Source organism: Paenibacillus endophyticus (genome assembly GCF_014192395.1).
Classification (GTDB): Bacteria; Bacillota; Bacilli; order Paenibacillales; family Paenibacillaceae; genus Pristimantibacillus; species Pristimantibacillus endophyticus.
This window is the reverse complement of record NZ_JACHXW010000004.1, coordinates 17632-36896: the sequence shown is the minus strand read 5'-3', so window position 1 is coordinate 36896 and position 19265 is coordinate 17632. Positions and strand designations below refer to the sequence as shown.

19 protein-coding genes are annotated in these 19265 nt (G+C 45.3%); 15 read left to right on the top strand and 4 right to left on the bottom strand.

Annotated features, from left to right (window positions below):
* Nucleotides 1-41 precede the first annotated feature (41 nt).
* Both FHS16_RS07715 and FHS16_RS07710 read left to right on the top strand, forming a co-directional pair.
* Complete coding sequence (locus FHS16_RS07715) at nt 42-998, top strand: EamA family transporter (protein ID WP_183560619.1); 957 nt, start codon at nt 42-44, stop codon at nt 996-998.
* 103 nt (nt 999-1101) lie between these two features.
* Nucleotides 1102-2004, top strand: coding sequence for an NAD(P)/FAD-dependent oxidoreductase (locus tag FHS16_RS07710; protein WP_183560617.1), 903 nt, complete (start codon nt 1102-1104; stop codon nt 2002-2004).
* Here FHS16_RS07710 and clpP read toward each other — a convergent pair.
* Entirely contained in the window at nt 1991-2575 is a 585-nt protein-coding gene (clpP, locus tag FHS16_RS07705) for an ATP-dependent Clp endopeptidase proteolytic subunit ClpP (RefSeq protein WP_183560615.1), read from the bottom strand. The genes FHS16_RS07710 and clpP overlap by 14 nt on opposite strands.
* A 174-nt stretch (nt 2576-2749) precedes the next feature.
* On the opposite strand from clpP, the gene FHS16_RS07700 reads away from it, so the two are divergent.
* Both FHS16_RS07700 and FHS16_RS07695 read left to right on the top strand, forming a co-directional pair.
* Entirely contained in the window at nt 2750-3475 is a 726-nt protein-coding gene (locus FHS16_RS07700; protein WP_183560613.1) for an RNA polymerase sigma factor, read from the top strand.
* A gap of 124 nt (nt 3476-3599) precedes the next feature.
* Nucleotides 3600-4379: a Cof-type HAD-IIB family hydrolase gene (locus tag FHS16_RS07695; protein ID WP_183560611.1), complete on the top strand. Its 780-nt coding sequence runs from the start codon at nt 3600-3602 to the stop codon at nt 4377-4379.
* 40 nt (nt 4380-4419) lie between these two features.
* On the opposite strand, the gene FHS16_RS07690 is transcribed toward FHS16_RS07695, so the two are convergent.
* Nucleotides 4420-4929, bottom strand: coding sequence for a C40 family peptidase (locus FHS16_RS07690; RefSeq protein WP_183560609.1), 510 nt, complete (start codon nt 4927-4929; stop codon nt 4420-4422).
* 596 nt (nt 4930-5525) lie between these two features.
* On the opposite strand from FHS16_RS07690, the gene FHS16_RS07685 reads away from it, so the two are divergent.
* The 4 genes from FHS16_RS07685 (at nt 5526) to FHS16_RS07670 (ending at nt 10864) form a co-directional block, all read left to right on the top strand.
* Nucleotides 5526-5792, top strand: a complete 267-nt coding sequence (locus tag FHS16_RS07685) for a CD3324 family protein (RefSeq protein ID WP_183560607.1) — start codon at nt 5526-5528, stop codon at nt 5790-5792.
* Between the two features lie 205 nt (nt 5793-5997).
* A complete protein-coding gene (locus FHS16_RS07680) occupies nt 5998-6384 on the top strand; it encodes a response regulator transcription factor (RefSeq protein WP_183560605.1) in 387 nt (128 codons plus the stop codon).
* Nucleotides 6356-9196 carry an ATP-binding protein gene (locus tag FHS16_RS07675; RefSeq protein WP_183560603.1) on the top strand — a complete coding sequence of 947 codons (2841 nt, stop codon included), beginning with the start codon at nt 6356-6358 and terminating at the stop codon, nt 9194-9196. Before FHS16_RS07680 ends, FHS16_RS07675 begins: the two co-directional genes overlap by 29 nt.
* Before the next feature lie 18 nt (nt 9197-9214).
* Complete coding sequence (locus FHS16_RS07670; RefSeq protein ID WP_183560601.1) at nt 9215-10864, top strand: GGDEF domain-containing response regulator; 1650 nt, start codon at nt 9215-9217, stop codon at nt 10862-10864.
* Between the two features lie 179 nt (nt 10865-11043).
* Here the strand turns inward: FHS16_RS07670 and FHS16_RS07665 are convergent, their stop codons facing one another.
* Nucleotides 11044-11337, bottom strand: coding sequence for a hypothetical protein (locus FHS16_RS07665; protein WP_183560599.1), 294 nt, complete (start codon nt 11335-11337; stop codon nt 11044-11046).
* Nucleotides 11338-11535: 198 nt separating this feature from the next.
* Here FHS16_RS07665 and FHS16_RS07660 point away from each other — a divergent pair, with 198 nt between their 5' ends.
* The 7 genes from FHS16_RS07660 (at nt 11536) to nfsA (ending at nt 17819) form a co-directional block, all read left to right on the top strand.
* Nucleotides 11536-11982, top strand: a complete 447-nt coding sequence (locus tag FHS16_RS07660) for a GNAT family N-acetyltransferase (RefSeq protein ID WP_183561346.1) — start codon at nt 11536-11538, stop codon at nt 11980-11982.
* A 22-nt stretch (nt 11983-12004) separates the two neighbouring features.
* Complete coding sequence (gene rpiA, locus FHS16_RS07655; protein ID WP_183560597.1) at nt 12005-12673, top strand: ribose-5-phosphate isomerase RpiA; 669 nt, start codon at nt 12005-12007, stop codon at nt 12671-12673.
* Between the two features lie 181 nt (nt 12674-12854).
* Nucleotides 12855-14483 (top strand): spore germination protein, encoded by a 1629-nt coding sequence (locus FHS16_RS07650; protein ID WP_183560595.1) that lies wholly within the window; start codon nt 12855-12857, stop codon nt 14481-14483.
* Between the two features lie 4 nt (nt 14484-14487).
* On the top strand, nt 14488-15606 hold the full coding sequence (locus tag FHS16_RS07645) for a GerAB/ArcD/ProY family transporter (protein WP_183560594.1): 1119 nt from the start codon (nt 14488-14490) through the stop codon (nt 15604-15606).
* The gene (locus tag FHS16_RS07640; protein WP_183560592.1) at nt 15575-16813 is read left to right on the top strand and encodes a Ger(x)C family spore germination protein; all 1239 of its coding nucleotides are present in this window, start codon (nt 15575-15577) and stop codon (nt 16811-16813) included. The genes FHS16_RS07645 and FHS16_RS07640 overlap by 32 nt, the downstream gene beginning before the upstream one ends.
* 28 nt (nt 16814-16841) lie before the next feature.
* A complete protein-coding gene (locus FHS16_RS07635; RefSeq protein ID WP_183560590.1) occupies nt 16842-17045 on the top strand; it encodes a CLC_0170 family protein in 204 nt (67 codons plus the stop codon).
* A 15-nt stretch (nt 17046-17060) separates the two neighbouring features.
* The gene (nfsA, locus tag FHS16_RS07630) at nt 17061-17819 is read left to right on the top strand and encodes an oxygen-insensitive NADPH nitroreductase (RefSeq protein WP_183560588.1); all 759 of its coding nucleotides are present in this window, start codon (nt 17061-17063) and stop codon (nt 17817-17819) included.
* A gap of 51 nt (nt 17820-17870) precedes the next feature.
* Here the strand turns inward: nfsA and FHS16_RS07625 are convergent, their stop codons facing one another.
* The gene (locus FHS16_RS07625) at nt 17871-19112 is read right to left on the bottom strand and encodes a nitrate/nitrite transporter (RefSeq protein ID WP_183560586.1); all 1242 of its coding nucleotides are present in this window, start codon (nt 19110-19112) and stop codon (nt 17871-17873) included.
* Nucleotides 19113-19265 lie beyond the last annotated feature (153 nt).

Here is a 19265-nt window from a genome sequence, read left to right as displayed (position 1 = left end):
AGTCATTGATTCAAGCGAACAAGAGAGGTGTTGACAGCAAGATGAAGTATATTTTATCTGTATTTATGGGAGCGGCAAGCTACGGGATTTTATCCACAATCGTAGTGCTTGCATATGGTAAAGGTTATGAGCTTGGAGAAGTAGTCGGAAGTCAATTGCTGACTGGCTTTATCCTTGCCTGGATTCTCACCTTCATCATGAAATGGCGCGAGAAAAGGAACATCAGCAAAAGGATGGAGTCGCGCGTTAAGCCTACAGCGGTTTCCACCCGTTTAACCTGGAAACAGAGGCTGCTTCTAATGGCAGCAGGAGCACCTACAGCGATTACAGGTCTGCTATATTATCAGTCACTGCGTTATATCCCGGCGTCGCTCGCTATTATATTGTTGTTCCAATTTACATGGATCGGCGTTTTGATCCAAGCGATCGGACAGCGGAAACGTCCAAGCGGCGTCATGTTTTTCACCATTGCCATCTTATTTGGAGGAACGATGCTTGCAGCTGGCATTATGGAGCAGGGAACGGGAAACTTTAATGTTATGGGTGTCGTCCTAGGCCTGTTGTCAGCAGTTAGCTACTCCATGTTTATTTTGTTCAGCGGCAAAGCAGTACCTTCCGTCCACCCTGCATATCGCAGCGCTTGGATGATTACAGGCGGATTGGTTCTTGTGTTTATTGTATTCCCGCCGACATTTTTATTTAACGGCCAGTTATGGGGAGATTTGCTGCTGTATGGCTTTCTGCTCGGCATGTTCGGAGCCTTTATTCCGCCTGTCCTGTTTGCGATTGGCGTTCCTCATATCGGAGAAGGCATGGCAGGTATCCTAGGAGCTTCAGAGCTGCCGGTAGCAGTTTTGCTGTCATCCTTCGTACTTAACGAGCATGTTAGCGCACTCCAATGGATCGGTGTGATCGTAGTGTTAGTCGGTGTGGCACTGCCGGAGCTGATTAAACGAAGAAAAAACGGGTTAAATCGTCGTACAGGGATTTCTGTTTAAGGATAAACGGCTTTTCTTGAATAAGGGACTGCATTCGCATGGATACTAGATGGATCTACTGATATCATCTTACCCAGGGCTTCGAGGGGAATGGAGGGAACCGATGAAGTTCGAGTGCATTATCATAGGCGGAGGGATAGCCGGTCTCCAGGCAGCCATACAATTGGGAAGATATCGTCACCTTGTTGCAATCATCGATGCTGGCGACGGCAGATCTTCCCTTTGCAAAAACTATCATAATCTAATCGGATTTCCAAAAGGCGTGAGTGGACCTGAGCTGCTTGCTTCCGGGAAACTGCAAGCAGAGCAGCTTGGAACGGTGTTCATACAAGGCAAGGTTTCTCAAGCAATGCGCGATGGCGATGATTGGATATTAGAAACAGCAGACGGTCGTTCGTTCCGTGGAGAACGAATATTGCTTGCTACAGGCGTTAAAGACCGCATCCCTGATTTCCCCATGCTGATTCCATGCATGGGAATCAGTGTTTTTGTATGTCCGGATTGCGATGGGTATGAGGTAAGCGATTCGGCCATATTGGTGCTTGGCTCTGGCAATGCAGGCGCGAGAATGGCTCTCGTGCTTACGCACTGGACGGCCGACATCATCTATGTGAATCATGAGCTGGCACCGATTGATGACTCGCTGCTGGCGAAGCTGAAGGAGAGAGGCATTACTTATCATAATCAAGCCATTCTTGAGGTGCTGGCAAACGATGAGCAATTCAACGGAGTAGCCCTTCAAGACGGCTCCATCATCCTGCGGTCTCGCTGCTTCCTCGCATTCGGCGGCAATGAGGTCCGCTCCAGTTTGGCCAAGCAGCTGGGTGTTCAGCTCATGAAAAACAACCACATTATCGTTGACCCTCGTACGAAGCAGACTAACGTTAACAATGTTTGGGCAGCAGGCGATGTCATTGCCCACTCCGAAATGGTCACGTTAGCGATGGGAGACGGGAGTCAGGCTGCCGTCTGGATCCATAAGAGCCTGATTGCTACATCGAAGTAACGATTTTATCGATGATCCCGTATTCCAACGCCTCCTCCGATGACATATAATAGTCTCGATCCATATCCTTTTCGATTTTTTCAATCGGCTGACCTGTGCGTTCCGAACTAATCCGGTTCAGCTTCGCGCGAATCTTCAAAATACGGGCAGCGCTGATCGCAATATCGCTTGCTTGCCCTTGAACGCCGCCATGCGGCTGATGAATCATAATTTCACTATTCGGCAGCGCAGAGCGATGTCCTTTTTCACCGGCTAGCAGCAGAATTGCCGCGAAGGAAGCAGCAAACCCCGTACAGATTGTGTGAACTGGCGGTTTAACGAACTGCATCGTGTCCAGAATAGCAAAGCCAGCCGAAGTAGAGCCGCCGGGGCTGTTAATGTACATCGATATTTCTTTATCCGGCTCCTCGGCAGCCAGAAACAGCAGTTGGGCAACGATACTGTTCGCAACAGAGTCATCAATCGCTGAACCGAGAAAAATGATACGATCCCGCAGCAATCTGGAATAAATATCATAGGATCTTTCACCTCTGCTGGACTGTTCGACTACATAAGGAATAAAGTTGTTCATTCGTTGTTCCTCCTTGGTTGCATTTGCACTCGTAAGGTAAACGATCAATGGCAGCTAAAAGATACGGCTTTTTTTTCACGGATTGCGTATCCTTTCGGCCGTTTCATTCGTTTACATCATAAGCACGTTTCTATCCGTTGGATGGAAATAACGTTAATAGAAGGAGGCAGGTGTATGAAGGTAGCGGATGGTTCGCCGACGATCGAAGTGAATGAACAAAAAAGCATATTAGAAGCGTTATATACGACTTTGCATCGCTATTGCCTCTCACTTACGAAATCAAGCTGGGATGCCGATGATCTCGTACAGGAGACATGGTTAAGGGGCATGCCCACTCTTTTAAATGCCACGCATGCCAATCCGGAAGCGTTTCTTCTGCGTATTGCCAAAAATGTTTGGACGGATCAATGGCGGCGAAATCATTCGTATCGGATGACTATAGAGCGAATAATAAATTCGGATGCTATAAAGGATCAATATTTAACGGATTGCGAAGTACCGCTATATGCATTGATTCGGCATTTGTCCCCCATACAGCGGAAGGTATTTCTGCTTCGCGAGGTGTTTCATTATTCCATAGCAGAGACCGCTGAGATGCTGAGCACAACGGATGGTGCCGTAAAAGCTGCTTTATTTCGGGCTCGTGATGCATTAACAGCAGCAAGAGCCGAGCTTGAGTCCGGTAAAATATCGCTTCCTAAGGAAGAGGAGTGGACGCAATGGCTGCGCGTAATGACAATAGCTTATCATGCCGGTGACATTGCGTTATTAATCGAGCTGGTTCAAAGAGATATTGCGGAAGCACCTTTGTTAATGGGCAAAACGACACGCAATAAAACGGCTCGCCAAAAGCCGCAGCCGCAATACCTAAAAAGCTCATTCATGTCGTACGCAGCGTGATCATGTCTCTCTATCGAAGTAGCTGATGCATGCAGGCATCAGCTTTTTGTTTGCCTCGGATTCATCCGTTTACATGAAATAAGCTATAATAGAACAAAAGCAAACGAGAGCTGAGGCAAATAGGATGAATAAAAAGCTGATTTTTTTTGACATAGACGGTACTTTGGTTGATCACGAAAAAAAAATCCCGCCTTCAACCAAGGATGCGATTGAGCAATTGCAATCGGCGGGACATGAGCTGGTTATTGCCACGGGCAGAGGACCTTTTATGTTAAAGTCTGTTTCCGAAGAATTAAAAATCGAATCATATGTTAGCTTTAACGGTTCGTACGCCGTTTACAATGGCGAAGTCGTATACAGCCACCCCATTGATCCCGCCAGAATTGTAGAGCTTACCAAGCTTTCGCTAGAAAATAATCACCCTTTGGTCTATATGACGCCGGAAGGCATGCGCTCAAGCACGCATCAAACAGCCTATCCGTACGAAGCTGACGAGGGCTTGCGTAAGAGACTGCCGCCACTGGAGCCGGATTACCACATTGATAAATCCATTTACCAATGTCTCCTTTATTGCAAAGAGGAGGATGAAGGCTGCTACAAAGAAGGCTTTGCAGAGCTTGGCTTCATTCGCTGGCATAGGTTTGGGAGCGATGTTCTCCCTCCAGGAGGCTCGAAAGCCATTGGCATTCAGGCACTGGTTGAAAAATCCGGCTTTAAAAGCGAAGATATCTATGCATTTGGCGACGGAATCAATGACCTGGAGATGCTGCAGCATGTTCATCATAGCGTCGCGATGGGGAATGCTCCGGATGAAGTGAAGCAGGCTGCCCGTTATGTAACAAAGGATGTAACGGAAGACGGAATTATGTATGGATTAAGAATGCTCGGCTTGCTTAAATCGTAGACCAAGAGGGTGCTGTCCGCTGGGAGAGCACCCTCTTAACCTATCTAATGACTCTTCTCGCCGTTACATAGGTCTTGTCCCATGTACTGCCCTTGAAATTGGAGATCGTAACGCCTACACCGACTCTATACGTGTGCAGAAGCTTGCCGCTGCCAATATAAATGCTGACGTGATTAATAATGCCGTCACGGTTCGTGTCGGTGAATATAAGATCTCCGGCTTTCAGATTGCTTTTAGACACGTAAGAGCCCGACTTCGCTTGCTGCTTAGAGGATCTAGGCAGGCTGACTCCTACTTTCTTGTACACGTACTGCGTAAAGGATGAGCAATCAAAGGAGCTTGTTATGCCTGATTTGGCTCCGAATTTATAAGGCACGCCGATATATTTTTTCCCGATGGAAACCACGCTGCTTACTTTCGAGGAGCTTGATGCTGTCGCTGCGTGCGCCGATTGGGGCATTGCAATGGATCCTGCGCATATAGCGATAGACAAGCTAATTCCTATACCTGCGACGGCTTTCTTCATACGGTTGTTCGTCAAGTTAATCATGTTGTTCCTCCTTGGATTGTGAATCTAGTGAATCGACTAGAAATACCATAACATAGATTAAAAACCCAACAATTACCTATGAGGAAACAAAGCCTTGCTATTACTGATAAAAATCGTATTTATTAAAAAGTGATGATAAATAAACGGCAATTTTTAACTTGACAGCGGGATCGCTGGTAAAGATTATTTATAGCTGTTTTTTCACTATCGAGAGCTGGTCATAAGGATATATACTGATGAAGTCGGGCCGACAAATGAATAGGAAAGGAGCTGATCGAATTGATTAACAACATGGAGGTGATCTCCGTTTAGACGGAGATCACCCATACGAAGGAGACCGAAAGGTCTCCTTTTATTTCGTTATCGCGCTTGGATGGAAAGTTTGGAAAACATTTCTTGTCAACCGAAAAGGCTTACAATATAATGACAGAGTGCAAGGCGAAAAAAGCTGAGAGGACGGGATCGTCATCCATCGCTTTTTTTGTTTATATGTAGATGAGGTTTACCAAAAATCGAAGGGAGGAAGTAAAAAATGTTGATGACAACGAAATCCAATAATCTTACAAAGATGAGCATCTTCAAGGAGGACGTTTATAGTGAACTACAAAAATGGGAGAGATGTGCTTCCCCCTAGCTTATTGCAAGAGCTGCAAAAATACATTCAAGGCGACTTGATCTATGTACCTAAGCTCGCGGAGCAAAGAGCCCATTGGGGCGAGGTGAGCGGAACACGCAAGCTTCTGGCGGAGCGAAATAAGGAAATTTATCTTTATTACTCAAACGGATGGTCAGTCGCTGACTTGGAGCGGAAATATCATTTGTCAGGCGAGAGCATCCGCAAGATTATCGTGAAATCCAGGTGACGAACAAGTGGAGTCCGCTGAATGATTGAAAACAGGCCGTCATGACGGCCTGTTTTTTCTTATGTTGGAGGAGTTTTACGGATTCCTGCAAGTAAGGAAGTGAAAAACGAAGGAATTCACGACCAAATGTCGAATGAGTATGAGATTGTTGTAATTTGGCGTGATATGTCGAAAAACGAACGAGAAAATAGCGGAGGATACCAAAATGAAAACATTGCTTATTGCTGAGGATGAGCCGATCTTACGGATGCTCATAGCAGATACGCTCGAAGATGAAGGCTATAAGCTTGAAGAAGCGGCGGACGGGGAAGAAGCGCTGCAAAAAATAAGTGATACAAAGTTTGATCTGATCATTTTGGATTACATGATGCCAAAAATGACCGGGATCGAAGTAATCGAACATACAAGGCGGCTAGAGAACAGGCAGAACGCCAAAATATTAATGTTATCCGCGAAGAGTCAGCAGTCAGAGCAGGAGAAGGTGCTTCATGCAGGCGCAGATGGCTTCATGTCCAAGCCCTTCAGCCCTTTGGAGCTTATCGACAAAGTAGAGGAGATGCTTCGTGGGAAAGCTGCGCCGCTATTTGAATAAACGAATTACAAGACAATTTGTGGCCATGATGGTGCTCTCATTGTCTCTAATACTGTTTGGCGCCGTGTTTGTTTTGGTAAGCGCAGTATTAACCTTGAAGAGTTATACAGCTGAAACAACATTGCTAAGACAGAAGCAAGAGCTCGTCTCGGAAATCGCCGATCATTCCAACGAAGTTATATTAAGAGCCCGAGGTTATTATGTTTATTTATCGGATTATGAGTATGATCAAATATTTGCTGAAAAAGTGCTATTGGATAAAAATTTGGTGGACATAAAAAAACTGAAGCTAACCGCTTCGGAAGAAGAAGTCATGCGGAACATCGAAGACTTTTTCACTAATTATTTTGATGAACTTTTACCCAAAGCGATTGAATATTCGAAGTCTCAGGATTATCAAGCGTTGCGAGTCCTTATATCCGCAGGCGAGGATAATCCTGTGAATAAGCTCATTACATATTCGCATGATCTGGAATCCCAAGTAAGGCTTATTGCCGAACAAAAAAATGATCAATTGATCGAACGGCTATCGTATCAAGCATTATTATTCATTGCCTATATTGTATTTATATTAGTGCTATCCTCATTGTTGACGAGAAGGGTTGCGAAGGCAATCGGCGTTCCTTTATTGACGCTGACAAGCCAAGCTCGCAACTTTGCTAACGGGGAATATACCGAAGTCGATCTGAAAGATCGAGCAGATGAACTAGGCGAGCTGGCACGTACATTCCATATGATGCTGACTCAAATTCAAAGCAATGAAGAAGAGCTTGTTGCACAGAATGAGGAGCTTATTGCCCAGCAGGATGAGCTGCAGGCTCAGCAGGAAGAACTGCAGTTAGCTGTTGAAGTGATGGAGCAGAATGAAAAATATTTGCTGAAGCGAAATAAATTCATTCAATCGCTCTCAAGTACGCTTGATCAGACTGAGCTTCTAGAAAGCATTATTACCAATATCGTCTCCATTACCGAAAGCGAAAAAGGCATCATCGTTAAATTGGATAGAGAGCATGAATATGCATCCGTCGGCATATCTGAGGATGCGGCGTTGCAGTTCATTGAAAACAGGAATGATGGCATATTGCTGAGAGCATTGCAAACGAAAAAGTCGTACAGCATTACGAGGGATTGTTATGCCGGCGAAAAAGGATACCATGATAATCCGATGAAGGCGACTGATCTTGTGCTGCCTATTCTGAATGCAAGCCAAGAAATCGTAGCATGCGTTGTCATTACGAAAGTGAATCGCGAAATATCCATGCAGGAAGAGGTCGAGATCGCAGGGTTGATGACGCAAGTGTCCTTAGCCTTTGACAAGCTTCAGCTTTACGAAATATCGGAGAAGCAGCGTTTAATGACCAGCGACATGCTCGATACGATTCAAGAAGGTATTCAATTGCTTGATTTGGATGGTACAACGCGCCAAATTAACCGTAAAATGTCTGATATTTTGCCTTTTTTCACAGATGCAGAGCAAACGGTGATGATGACGGATGAACAATTAAAAAACCATATTCGCACCGTTGTCGCTCAACCGGAAATGCTTATTCCGTTTATCGAGGGTCTGGTCCAATCCGGTCATTACCAGGGTATGCGCAGCATTACCTATGAAGTGATCGAGCCGGAAAGACGGTTTATCCAGCTATATTGCGAACCGCTTTACCGCAATGGCATAAAATTCGGGCTGCTGCTCGTACACCGGGATATTACGAAGGAATATGAGGTCGACCGGATGAAATCCGAGTTCGTGAGCACCGTAAGCCATGAACTTAGAACGCCGCTTGCCAGCGTACTCGGATTTGCCGAGCTTTTGCTGCATAGGGAGCTCAAACCAGAACGCCAGCGCAAATACATGACCACGATTCATCAGGAAGCAAGAAGGTTAACGACATTAATTAACGATTTTCTAGACTTGCAGCGGATGGAGTCGGGCAAACAAACCTATGAGCTTAAGCTATTATCATTAACGGCGTTAATAACCGAAGCGGTTGACATGCAGCAGTTATCGGCGCCAAACCATCACATACAAGTGAGACATGAGGCACCGAGCACTATAGTGCTTGCAGATCGTGATAAAATGCACCAGGTTATCATTAATTTGCTTAGCAACGCCATCAAGTATTCGCCAAACGGCGGTCAAATCGATATTGTTAGCGGCATTAATCATAATCAATTTTATATTCGAATCGAGGATCATGGACTGGGCATCCCGACAGAAGCAATGAAAAATCTATTCAATAAATTTTATAGAGTGGATAATACCGATCGCCGGGAAATTGGAGGAACGGGATTAGGATTGGCTATCGTAAAGGAAATCGTCACGAAGCATGAGGGTAAAATCGAGGTGCAATCCGAATTCGGCAAAGGAAGCATCTTTACCGTTACACTGCCCATTGCCGAGCAGCCAAACCCAATTATAAGCGAAGAGAGTAACATAGCCGCATGGGATGAAACCTCCATACAAGTCATGCTTGTTGAGAATGACAATAATTTAGCAACGCTTCTTAGCGATGAGCTTCTCGCAAGTGGTTATATGGTTCATTTATTCAAAGAAGGTGCATTAGCTATCGAAGCCATTGAAGAGCTGAACCCTGATATTGTAGTCGTGGATCTCATGCTTGAATCCGGCGTAACCGGTTGGGATTTGATTAGCAAAATAAAAAAAACGGATCTCTTATTGAATTTACCGATCATCATATCAAGCGCATTCGAAGAAAAAGACAAAGCCTCGCAATGGGGAATTACAGAATTTTTAGTGAAGCCCTATTTGCCGGGAAGACTAAGTGCTGCTATTTCACGCTTGCTGCGATAATTGAAGGAGCTTAAGGCTATGAAAACGGAAAAATATATACAGCTCATTCAGCAACGAATCATCCAAACCATTGATGAATGGACGAGCCAGACGGTCGTGGAGGAACAGGAAATCCATCGTTTTTTTCATAATCTTAAGGGAACGAGCGGAACGCTTGGATTAGTAGAGATAGAAAAGTTCTCGGAGTCCAAAGAACATCTATTCGCTGAAAAAAGCGATAAAACATTTTCGCGCACGGAATGGTCTGAGCATCTTTTTCCTTTAAAAAGCATGATCACACCTGTGCAAGCAAAGGTAGAGCTCCTCAATCACAGCAATGTGAATGACGTTTACTTGAAAACCAGCCAAGATAGCCTGAACGATCACAAACGTGTGCTGGTCATAGACGACGATGTGGAATTTGTCACCTATGTCAAAGAGGTTTTGGAAAAAAGCGACTACCAGGTGTCCATTGCGCTAACTGCCGAACGCGGTTTGAAATTGTTCTATCAATGGAAACCATGTCTCCTCCTTCTGGATATTGTGCTGCCTGATCAAAGTGGGATGGAAGTGCTTCTTCAGATCGTTGAGAAAGCAAAGCTTGAGCATATTCCAATCATGATGGTTAGCGGTAATTTTACCGTTGAAAACCAGATCAACGCATATCGATCAGGTGCAATGGACTTCCTTGCGAAGCCATTTGATGTAGACTTGCTGACAGCGCTCATTGATAATCGTTTCATGATGAAAATGGACTGGGATCGGTCTATCACGCTCGATGAGTTAACCGGTGCGTTCAACCGCAAACATTTCAATCATGTGATCAAACAACAAATTGATGCTTTCAATCACAAAAAAGATCTATTTTCGCTAGTTATGCTTGATTTGGATTATTTCAAGCATGTCAACGACGAATACGGCCATTTAAAAGGAGACGAAGTACTGCAGGCTTTTGCTGCAACGGCTCGGGAAGCCACCGCAGGCAAAGGGATATTTTGCAGGTATGGCGGTGAGGAGTTTGCGCTCATACTACCTCACTTAGACAGCATTGGAGCGGCCAGCGTAGTCGATAAGCTCCGCAAACCATTTAACAGCATTAAATTCCAGGCCGGGGAAGAAACTTTTCAAGTTACTTTCTCGTCAGGCATCGCACAGCTAGCAGAAAACAACAGTCAGCCTGAAAAATGGATCGAACAAGCAGACCACGCGCTTTATAGTGCCAAAAGGGCTGGCCGAAACCAAACTATCGTCTATTCAACGGATATGCAAGAAAAGAAATCGGAAGCTTTGCTTAATCTTGTCGTTGTAGATGATGATCCGCTGATTAGAGATATTCTCATTAGTCGGTTCTCTGATTGGAGGCCGACAACCCATACGAAAGTTAATGCTTTTGGGTTCGAAGACGGCAAGACGTTCTTGTCCTCAGAGTGGTATAGAGATGGCGAGAAGTATATTATACTTCTGGATGGATCCATGCCTGAGCTTGATGGTTTGGATGTCCTGCGAGAGCTGCGCGAAAGCTATCCCGAGCAGCAGCTGCTTATTGTCATGCTGACAGCCCGCAATCAAAAGGAGGACATCATTCAAGCTTTGGAAATCGGCGCAGACGATTACGTCGTTAAACCGTTCCATATGCAGGAATTGATGCTGAGAATTGAACGCTTGGCAAGCCGAATGATGAACGATTAGCTGCAGCAAAGTTGTCCAAAAAGGGTAAGCAAAGCAAGCCTATCCCTTAAAATGCACAAAAAGAACCATCAGCGCCACTTTCAAAAATGGCGCTGATGGTTCTTTTTAGCCTGACATTTCACAACACGCGGTAACTCGCATTTCCAAAACCGATTTTTGCGGCAGCCTCTTTGGATGGATTACAGCTGAGTTATTGCCGCTGGCAATTCAACTACGGTTTGCGGATATTTGTAATCATTGCGAACACAGGTCGTATCTGAATCGTAAGTCGATTGAGAGAGCTTATGCGAGATAGAGAATATCGATAGATTCGGATTGACATGCAGTGAGGACTCGAAAAAGGAACAGTGTTCGAAATTGAAATCCAATGTCGTTATTATGATTACGCAGTTAGTGAACGTACAGCCGATAAAGCTAAAACCATCAAATGCAATCGTTTCGTTCTGGAAATGCTCGTTCGATATCGTATTCATGATCAGCGCTCCTAGTCTGTGATGGGATAACCTATTAAAAATTCTAGCAGATAGAAGATGTGATGTTTGTCGGTTATTGGTAGCATCACCCTAATAATTAACGACATAAATAGCGCTTTGATTTTCTAGTATTCAACCTGAATTAGGACTGCTATACTAATGGGTACAATAGATTGGGCTGGAGGTGCAGCATTGGATATTGAAATTTCAAGAGCGACGATTAAGGATGTTGAACAATTGGCAACCTTATTTAATGAATATCGAATCTTTTATAAGCAGTTGTCCGACGTACTTAGAGCCCAACAATTTTTAGCGGATAGGATTCAATTGGAGCAATCGATTATTTTTAAAGCGATCAAGCCCGAAAGCTCGAAGATGATCGCCTTCACTCAGCTATATCCGATTTTTTCATCCGTGTCGATGAAAAAAGCTTTCATATTGAATGATCTCTATGTCATTGAGAGCGATAGAGGGCAAGGCGTCGCAGAGCTGCTTCTCGATCGCGCCAAGACTTACGCGCTAGAGAACGGCGCGAAGGGCTTAGAACTCAGTACGGCGTGCGACAACGCCATTGCGCAGCGTCTGTATGAGCGCAACGGCTATGAGAAGGATGAAACGTATTTTCACTACTATTTAACGTTGTAATCGGAAGAAGAGGGGATAAGTAATGGAATCGAAGAAACTGGCTGCTGAGAAAGCGACGGAATCTATTGCTGACGGAATGATTATTGGTTTAGGAACCGGTTCAACCGCCTATTATGCCATTCAAAAAATCGGACAAAGAGTCCAAGAAGGACTTGCTATTCAAGCCATCGCGACATCCAAGCAATCAGAGGAGCTCGCCGTAAGCCTTGGCATTCCGCTGATTGCGGCATCGGATATCGATTACATCGACATAACGATTGACGGCGCTGACGAGGTCGATTCCCGTTGGAATCTAATTAAAGGCGGTGGAGGGGCACTCCTGCGCGAGAAAATCGTAGCTTCAGCCAGCAAGCAGCTCATTATTGTCGTTGATGAGAGCAAGGTAGTTGCTGAATTGGGACGATTCCCTTTGCCCGTAGAAATCATAACCTTTGGTTTTGAGATAACGATGCGCAAGCTGGAGAAGCTTGGTTGTCAACCAATCTTGCGGCAAGCCGGCGTTAAGCCCTACGTAACCGATAACGGCAACTATATCGCCGATTGCCATATCGGCAGCATACCGAATGCCGAGGAGCTTCATTCCGCGCTGCAGCTTATACCAGGAGTAGTGGATAATGGATTGTTTATCGGAATGGCTAGTCAAGTCATTGTCGGCTATATGAACGGTACTGCCAAGCAATTAGAAAAGTAAAACTGTTGCATTAAAGCCCGGAGAGACCGACCAATCGGTCTCTCCGGGCTTTTTTTGTTGCATTTGAGCCGTATAAAAAGCGATGACTAATTTCGAAACGAATGGTAAAAGCTACAAAAGTGAGCAATATTACCAATCTCATTTTGCCTAAAGTCATCTTACAAAGATCGGTTGGTGAAACATGCCTACACGCGGGAACAAGAAAAAGCAGGCTATGCCTATTAAGAAAGGTCCAAGCCAGACGCTGGAAAAGTTGAAAGATAGAAAAATAACTGCCGACATCGATAAGACGATTGCCTTTATTGATGAAATACTAGGCGTAAACGTAGATCTTACAATTCGTAAATTCCATGTTTTTGGCCAATATGATGCAGTCATCATCTATTTCTGCAATATGGTTAATCCAAACGTCATTAATCTTGATATTCTGAAACCGCTTATGTATATGCCACCTCATTTGCAGGGCAAACACATTCCAATTGATCAGCTTAAAGACGTGCTGCATAATGACGCGCTTTACCACAGCGATTGCAAATACGAGTCTTATCTCTCGATGCTGATCGAAAGTATTCTAAGAGGAGGAACCTTAGTAGCGGTAGATGGGCTTGAAGAAGTATTTCTATTTGAAACGAGAAGCATCGACAAACGATCTATTGACCAGCCGGCAACCGAACAGGTCATTAGAGGACCACGTGAAGGGTTTATCGAGCCGCTAGGAACGAATATATCGTTAATTCGATATCGACTGCAATCGCCTGATCTCCGAATTGAGACGATGGAGCTCGGATTGCGAACGAAATCGAAGGTTGCCGTTTGTTACATGGAAGGCCTTACAAATCCAGAGCTTGTCAAGGAAGTGAATGCGCGATTATCAAAAATCGATATAGACGGCATACTAGACTCTGGCTATATTGAACAATTTATCGAGGACAATCATTATTCGCCTTTCCCGCAGGTGCAATATACGGAACGCCCGGATAAGGTTGTTGCTAATCTGCTTGAGGGCAGAGTATCCATCCTCGTGGATGGATCGCCTTTAGCTTTGCTTGTACCTACCGTATTTAGCCAATTTTATCAAACGATTGAAGATTACACAGAACGATTCCTGCTTATGAGCTCAATCCGGTTGGCTAGGCTTATCGCGTTGATGTTCTCGCTTATCTTCCCTGCTATATATGTATCCATCATTTCCTTCAACCCGGAGCTGATTCCGACAGAATTTGCCGTTGCCGTAGCAGGAGGAAGAGCAGGAGTACCTTTTCCGGCGGTCGTTGAAGTATTAATTATTGAAATCTCCATGGAAATTTTGCGCGAAGCTACGATTCGGCTTCCGCAGCAGGTCGGCGGAGCCCTTTCAATTGTAGGGGTCCTCGTTATCGGGCAGGCCGCAGTATCTGCGGGCTTTTCCAGTCCGATTACGATCGTGATTATTGCCCTAACGACAATTGGATCGTTCGCTACGCCAGCTTATAACGCTGCATTGGCACTTAGGCTGCTGCGTTTTCCGCTGATTATAATGGCTGGCATATTCGGACTATACGGCGTCATGATTGGGCTAATCTTAATCGCCAATCATCTCTTGTCGCTGAAATCGTTCGGAGTCCCTTATTTGAGCCCGCTTGTGCCTGCCGAGTTCCAAGGCATGAAGGATTTATTGATAAGAGGTCCGTTATGGTGGATGAACAAACGGCCGTCATTTCTACAGCCCGTGGATACGGATCGGGTCAATAAGCAATCATTTGAAGAGCTTGAAGCGTCCACTACGAATGCGCTTGATCCGAAGAATGATAAAAACCAGCAGGGAGGATAACGAAATGGAGTCTCGTCAAATAACCGTCATTCAAGCGGCGGCAATTCTCGTTAGTACGATCATTGGCGTCGGGGTGCTGGCGCTTCCGCTTTTTGCCGTGCAAGCAGCGGATTCAGGCGCCCCGTTAGTTACGATGCTTGGTGTGCTGCTCGCGGTTATCGGCTTGGTTCTAGTAACCTTGCTAAGCATGAGATTTCCAAACCATACCTTCATTCAATATAGCGAGCTGATTATCGGCAAAAGCTTGGCTCGAATTGGCAGTGTGCTCATTATTATATTCTTCTCCATACTGACCTCGCTTACGGCACGAGAGTTTGGAGAAGTTGTCGTAACTTCCGTCTTAAGATCAACGCCAGTAGAGGTTACGGTAATCGTCATGCTGCTGCTCGCTGCCATATCGACACGGAATAACATCATCACTTTTGCCTACATCCATACTTTCTATTTCCCATTGCTCCTCGTGCCTGTGCTGCTAATTGCTGCTCTTTCCTTGAAAAACGCAGAAGTGATTAATTTATTGCCGGTTTGGGGGACTGATCCTAAAAAGATGTTAAAAGGAATGCTTACGATAGCAGCCTTGTTTCAGGGTACCTTCGTGTTGACAGCGGTCATTCCCGCGATGAAAAAACCAAGCAAAGCAATGAAAGCAAGCTTATGGGGCATTCTGATTGCAGGTGGTCTTTATGTCATCATTGTAGCTGCAGCCGTCAGCGTATTTGGTTCAGAGGAAATTAAGCAGCTATTGTGGCCGACGCTTGAATTAGCCAAAGCGACATCATTGCCGGCGAATATTTTGGAGAGGCTGGACGCTGCCTTTTTGGCCGTTTGGGTAACCGCTGTATTTACGACTCTCTTTTCCAGTTATTATTTAACGATTTATTTCATCAGCCATCTATTCCGTTTGCGCGAGCACAAGCAATTCTCGTATTTTCTCCTGCCTTTTGTATTCGTCACGGCGATGCTCCCGCAAAACATCGTTCAAATGTATGAAATTATCGAAAGCGTCGGCCGAATCGGCTTGTATATTACGATCGTTTATCCTACATTGCTGCTATTCATTTCAATCCTTCGCAAGAAGAGAGGTAATCCCATTGCGAATCAAATGGTGGATCCCAATCGTTAAAGCAATTTGCTGCTTATGCCTAGTTGTTCCATTCCTGACCGGCTGCTGGGATCGGCTCGAAATAGAGGAAAGAGCAGTTGTGTTAGGTGTGTCCATCGATGCCGTTTCATCCGATGATGCCAATGAGGAAGAAGATGAGGTTAGCCATATCAGCGGATCGATCCCGGCACCATCAAAGGGAATGGTGCGCGTTGCGGTACAAATCGCCTTGCCTGGCAGAATACCGCTCGGACCAGGTGAAGGCGGCGGTGGAAAGGGCTCTGCAGGCGAGACCGTATGGGTAATCGACGTGGTTGGCCATAGCATTGATGATGCGTTCATGAATTTACAACAGCAAGTTTCCAGCAAGCTGTTTTTCGGACATTTGCGCGTAATCGTGGTCTCTGAGAAATTAGCGCGAAGAGGGCTTGAAAATGTAAACGATTATTTTCGCAGAAACCCCGAAGTAAGACGTATGGCGTGGCTGATGGTAGCGAAAGGGAATGCGATTAAGTTTATGACCGCGACTCCGCAGCTAGAGAGGGTTCCTGCTCTCTATCTCATGTCCACCTTGGATGAAGGCATTCGGATGGGGAAATTTCCAAAGGACTACATCGGTATATTCTGGAGCAACGTATCCAAAAAAGGCCAGGAAGGTTTTTTGCCATACGTGGAAATGAAAAAGGAACAGAATGTCGGGATTATCGGGCTTGCTTACTTCAATGATGCCAAGATGGTTGGCGCGACCAAACCGCTGGAAATTGCCGGATATTTAGGTGTGAAAGGCGTGAATCCAGCAGGATACCGCGTGTACATCCAGCTGGACGGCGCACAGGAAAGCGTCATGACCAATGCGACGCATCGAAGATCAAAAATTAAAGTGAGCATTATTGATAACGTTCCGCAGTTTACGATTGATATTGCCATCGAGCTTAATTTAGAAGCGAAGCTAAACGAAAATGTAAAGATCAATGATCCCCGAATCTTGCAGTCGATCGAAAAAAAGCAAGAGGGATTATCGGTTCTGTTTTATTCGAATTTAATTAAGAAAACGCAGGTGAAGGGGGCCGATATATTCGGCTTTGGCGAATATGTCCGGGCCTTCAAGCCTCAATTCTGGCATGCACATGTCAAGACAGCAGAAGGTTGGCGAAGCATGTACAAGGAAAGCAAATTCGAAGTCAAAGTTTCGTTGAAAATTCGACGCATTGGAATGAAAGCCCAATAATATCCATAAAAAAGGGAGGCGTTACGGGATGATTAGCGAGAGTTATACGATGAGTTATTTAAATTACGTCATATTGCTCTGTTTGCTGAGCGGGATTTTGATCCTTGTTATAGATGTCCGCAGCTTTGAAATAGCTGGCCTAAACAAAGAGCGTAAAGTTTCAAAATTTTTAGGTTGGTTTAGTATCATTATTGGGAGTATTCTAATGATGTCAGAAATAATCTTTCAATAAAAAGGACGTGATCAGGTGAACGCAACCATCGAGCTGTTATTGAATCACCGCTCCATTCGTTCCTACTTAGACAAGCCACTAACAGAGGAACAAATACATGCAATCGTGCAAAGCGCGCAAGCTGCGGCAACCTCCAGTTACGTGCAGGCCTACACCATCATCGGCATTACAGACCAACAGGTGAAAGATAAGCTGGCTGAGCTGTCAGGGAATCAAGCTTATGTAGCCAAGAACGGGCATTTTTTCGTGTTCTGCTTGGACCTGCATCGACTGGAGCTAGCTGCCAAGCTGAATGGCGAGTTAACAGAAAAGGCGGAGCAAACCTTGGGTTCCACTGAAATGTTTATGGTTGGTCTTATCGATACCGCTTTGGCAGCCCAGAACGCGGCAGTTGCCGCAGAGTCAATCGGACTGGGCATTTGCTATATCGGCGGATTAAGAAATGAGCTGCCCGCAGTAGCCAAGCTGCTTCAAACGCCGAAGCGCGTCATCCCATTGTTCGGATTAAGCGTGGGATACCCGGCAAACCTTTCAGACATAAAGCCGCGATTGCCCTTATTAAATGTGTATCACGAGAACAGCTACATTCAGAATCAAGAACAACTCGATCAGCAGCTGCGCGACTACGATCGAGACATATCCAGTTATTATGCCGAGAGAACGAATGGAGCGCGAAATGACCGCTGGACCGAATCCATGTCGAAGCTGCTGCAAAACCCAAAACGACTTTTCATGAAGCAATTTTTAGAGGAAAATAAAATACCCCTAGACTAGTCGTTCCAAGTCTAAGGGTATTTGGTATGCTACTTAAACATTTTGTTACCGTTACACATTAACATGAGAAACGTCAGACATGCCGTCCATCTGAGCTTTTCCGCCTCTCGCCATCCATTTGTTTTTCCATCTCGCTTGCATGACAGTTAACAAGACGAGTGATCCTAACGTCACCGCACTTAATATGAGGAAACCGGATGTGTAGGAACCGGTGGATTGATACAGCTGACCGAGTATGAGAGGCAAAGCATAACCGCCAAGTCCGCCTGCTGCGCCGATAATGCCGGTCATGAGGCCAAGTTCGCTGCCAAAGCGCTGCGGAACGAGCTGGAATACCGAACCGTTGCCGGCTCCGAGGCACATCATGCCGATGAACAGCATCGTAATCACGATCGGCAATGCAGGCAGGGAAGCAACGGCTGCGAGCATCAAGCCGGCTCCTGCATAAAGGATGGTTAACATTTTCGCGCCGCCGATTTTGTCTGACAAATAGCCGCCAACAGGGCGGAAGAAGCTGCCTGCGATCACGCAAAAGGTAGTAAAGTCGGCTGCCCGAACAGGGGAGAGACCGTACTGCGTATTAAAGAAAATGGTTAAGTAATTTGACAGTCCTACAAAACCTCCAAATGTTACACAATAGAATGCGCAGAATACCCATGCATCACCTTGCTTAAGCACCTGAGCATATTGTGAAAGCTTTTTTGGAGCAGGACGATTGGGGCTGTTTTTCGCAAATATCGTGAATATGATAAATACTAGAACGATCGGAATGATGGCTAGTCCGAATACAACCTCCCAGCTTCCATAATGCTGCGCGATCCGATTCGCAAACAAAGTTGAAATAACGGTACCGCTGTTGCCGGCTCCTGCGATACCCATCGCGAGTCCTTGATGCTCCTTTGAATACCATTGACTAGCCAAAGGCAAGGCAGCAGCAAATGAAGCGCCAGCAACCCCGAGCAACAAAGCAACGACATAGAGTTGATCTAGGGAATCAACAAATTTCCAGCCCATAATCAATGGGACAAGGGTAAACAGCATACCGAACTGAGCCGTTCGTTTCGGTCCGATATAATCGGTCATGAAACCTAACACCAATCTTAGAATGGAGCCTCCTAATATAGGAAGCGCAACAAGGTTCGCTTTCTGAACGGGATCCATAGGGTAGTCAGCTGCAATTATAACGGCTAGTGGTCCGATTAACACCCAAATCATGAAGCTCATGTCAAAATAAAGAAATGCACTGAATAACGTAGGTTTATGCCCGCTTTGCCAAAATCCTTTTTTCTCCATCCCAATCTCTCCCTTATTCTCTGTAATAAAACCTAAAAAGCCGCAAATCGTCCTTGAATAGGAACGAAATGCGGCCTCATTGCCATTGGTTACACGTCATTGTGCGACCTAATTACTGTTTATGATCGGATCACAAAATTGTAATCCCAACTC

Excerpts from the sequence above, each read along its gene's own strand:
- FHS16_RS07715 (WP_183560619.1), top strand. The coding sequence starts at position 42 with ATGAAGTATATTTTATCTGTATTTATGGGAGCGGCAAGCTACGGGATT.
- FHS16_RS07710 (WP_183560617.1), top strand. The coding sequence starts at position 1,102 with ATGAAGTTCGAGTGCATTATCATAGGCGGAGGGATAGCCGGTCTCCAG.
- clpP (WP_183560615.1), bottom strand. The coding sequence starts at position 2,575 with ATGAACAACTTTATTCCTTATGTAGTCGAACAGTCCAGCAGAGGTGAA.
- FHS16_RS07700 (WP_183560613.1), top strand. The coding sequence starts at position 2,750 with ATGAAGGTAGCGGATGGTTCGCCGACGATCGAAGTGAATGAACAAAAA.
- FHS16_RS07695 (WP_183560611.1), top strand. The coding sequence starts at position 3,600 with ATGAATAAAAAGCTGATTTTTTTTGACATAGACGGTACTTTGGTTGAT.
- FHS16_RS07690 (WP_183560609.1), bottom strand. The coding sequence starts at position 4,929 with ATGATTAACTTGACGAACAACCGTATGAAGAAAGCCGTCGCAGGTATA.
- FHS16_RS07680 (WP_183560605.1), top strand. The coding sequence starts at position 5,998 with ATGAAAACATTGCTTATTGCTGAGGATGAGCCGATCTTACGGATGCTC.
- FHS16_RS07670 (WP_183560601.1), top strand. The coding sequence starts at position 9,215 with ATGAAAACGGAAAAATATATACAGCTCATTCAGCAACGAATCATCCAA.
- FHS16_RS07665 (WP_183560599.1), bottom strand. The coding sequence starts at position 11,337 with ATGAATACGATATCGAACGAGCATTTCCAGAACGAAACGATTGCATTT.
- rpiA (WP_183560597.1), top strand. The coding sequence starts at position 12,005 with ATGGAATCGAAGAAACTGGCTGCTGAGAAAGCGACGGAATCTATTGCT.
- FHS16_RS07650 (WP_183560595.1), top strand. The coding sequence starts at position 12,855 with ATGCCTACACGCGGGAACAAGAAAAAGCAGGCTATGCCTATTAAGAAA.
- FHS16_RS07645 (WP_183560594.1), top strand. The coding sequence starts at position 14,488 with ATGGAGTCTCGTCAAATAACCGTCATTCAAGCGGCGGCAATTCTCGTT.
- FHS16_RS07635 (WP_183560590.1), top strand. The coding sequence starts at position 16,842 with ATGATTAGCGAGAGTTATACGATGAGTTATTTAAATTACGTCATATTG.
- FHS16_RS07625 (WP_183560586.1), bottom strand. The coding sequence starts at position 19,112 with ATGGAGAAAAAAGGATTTTGGCAAAGCGGGCATAAACCTACGTTATTC.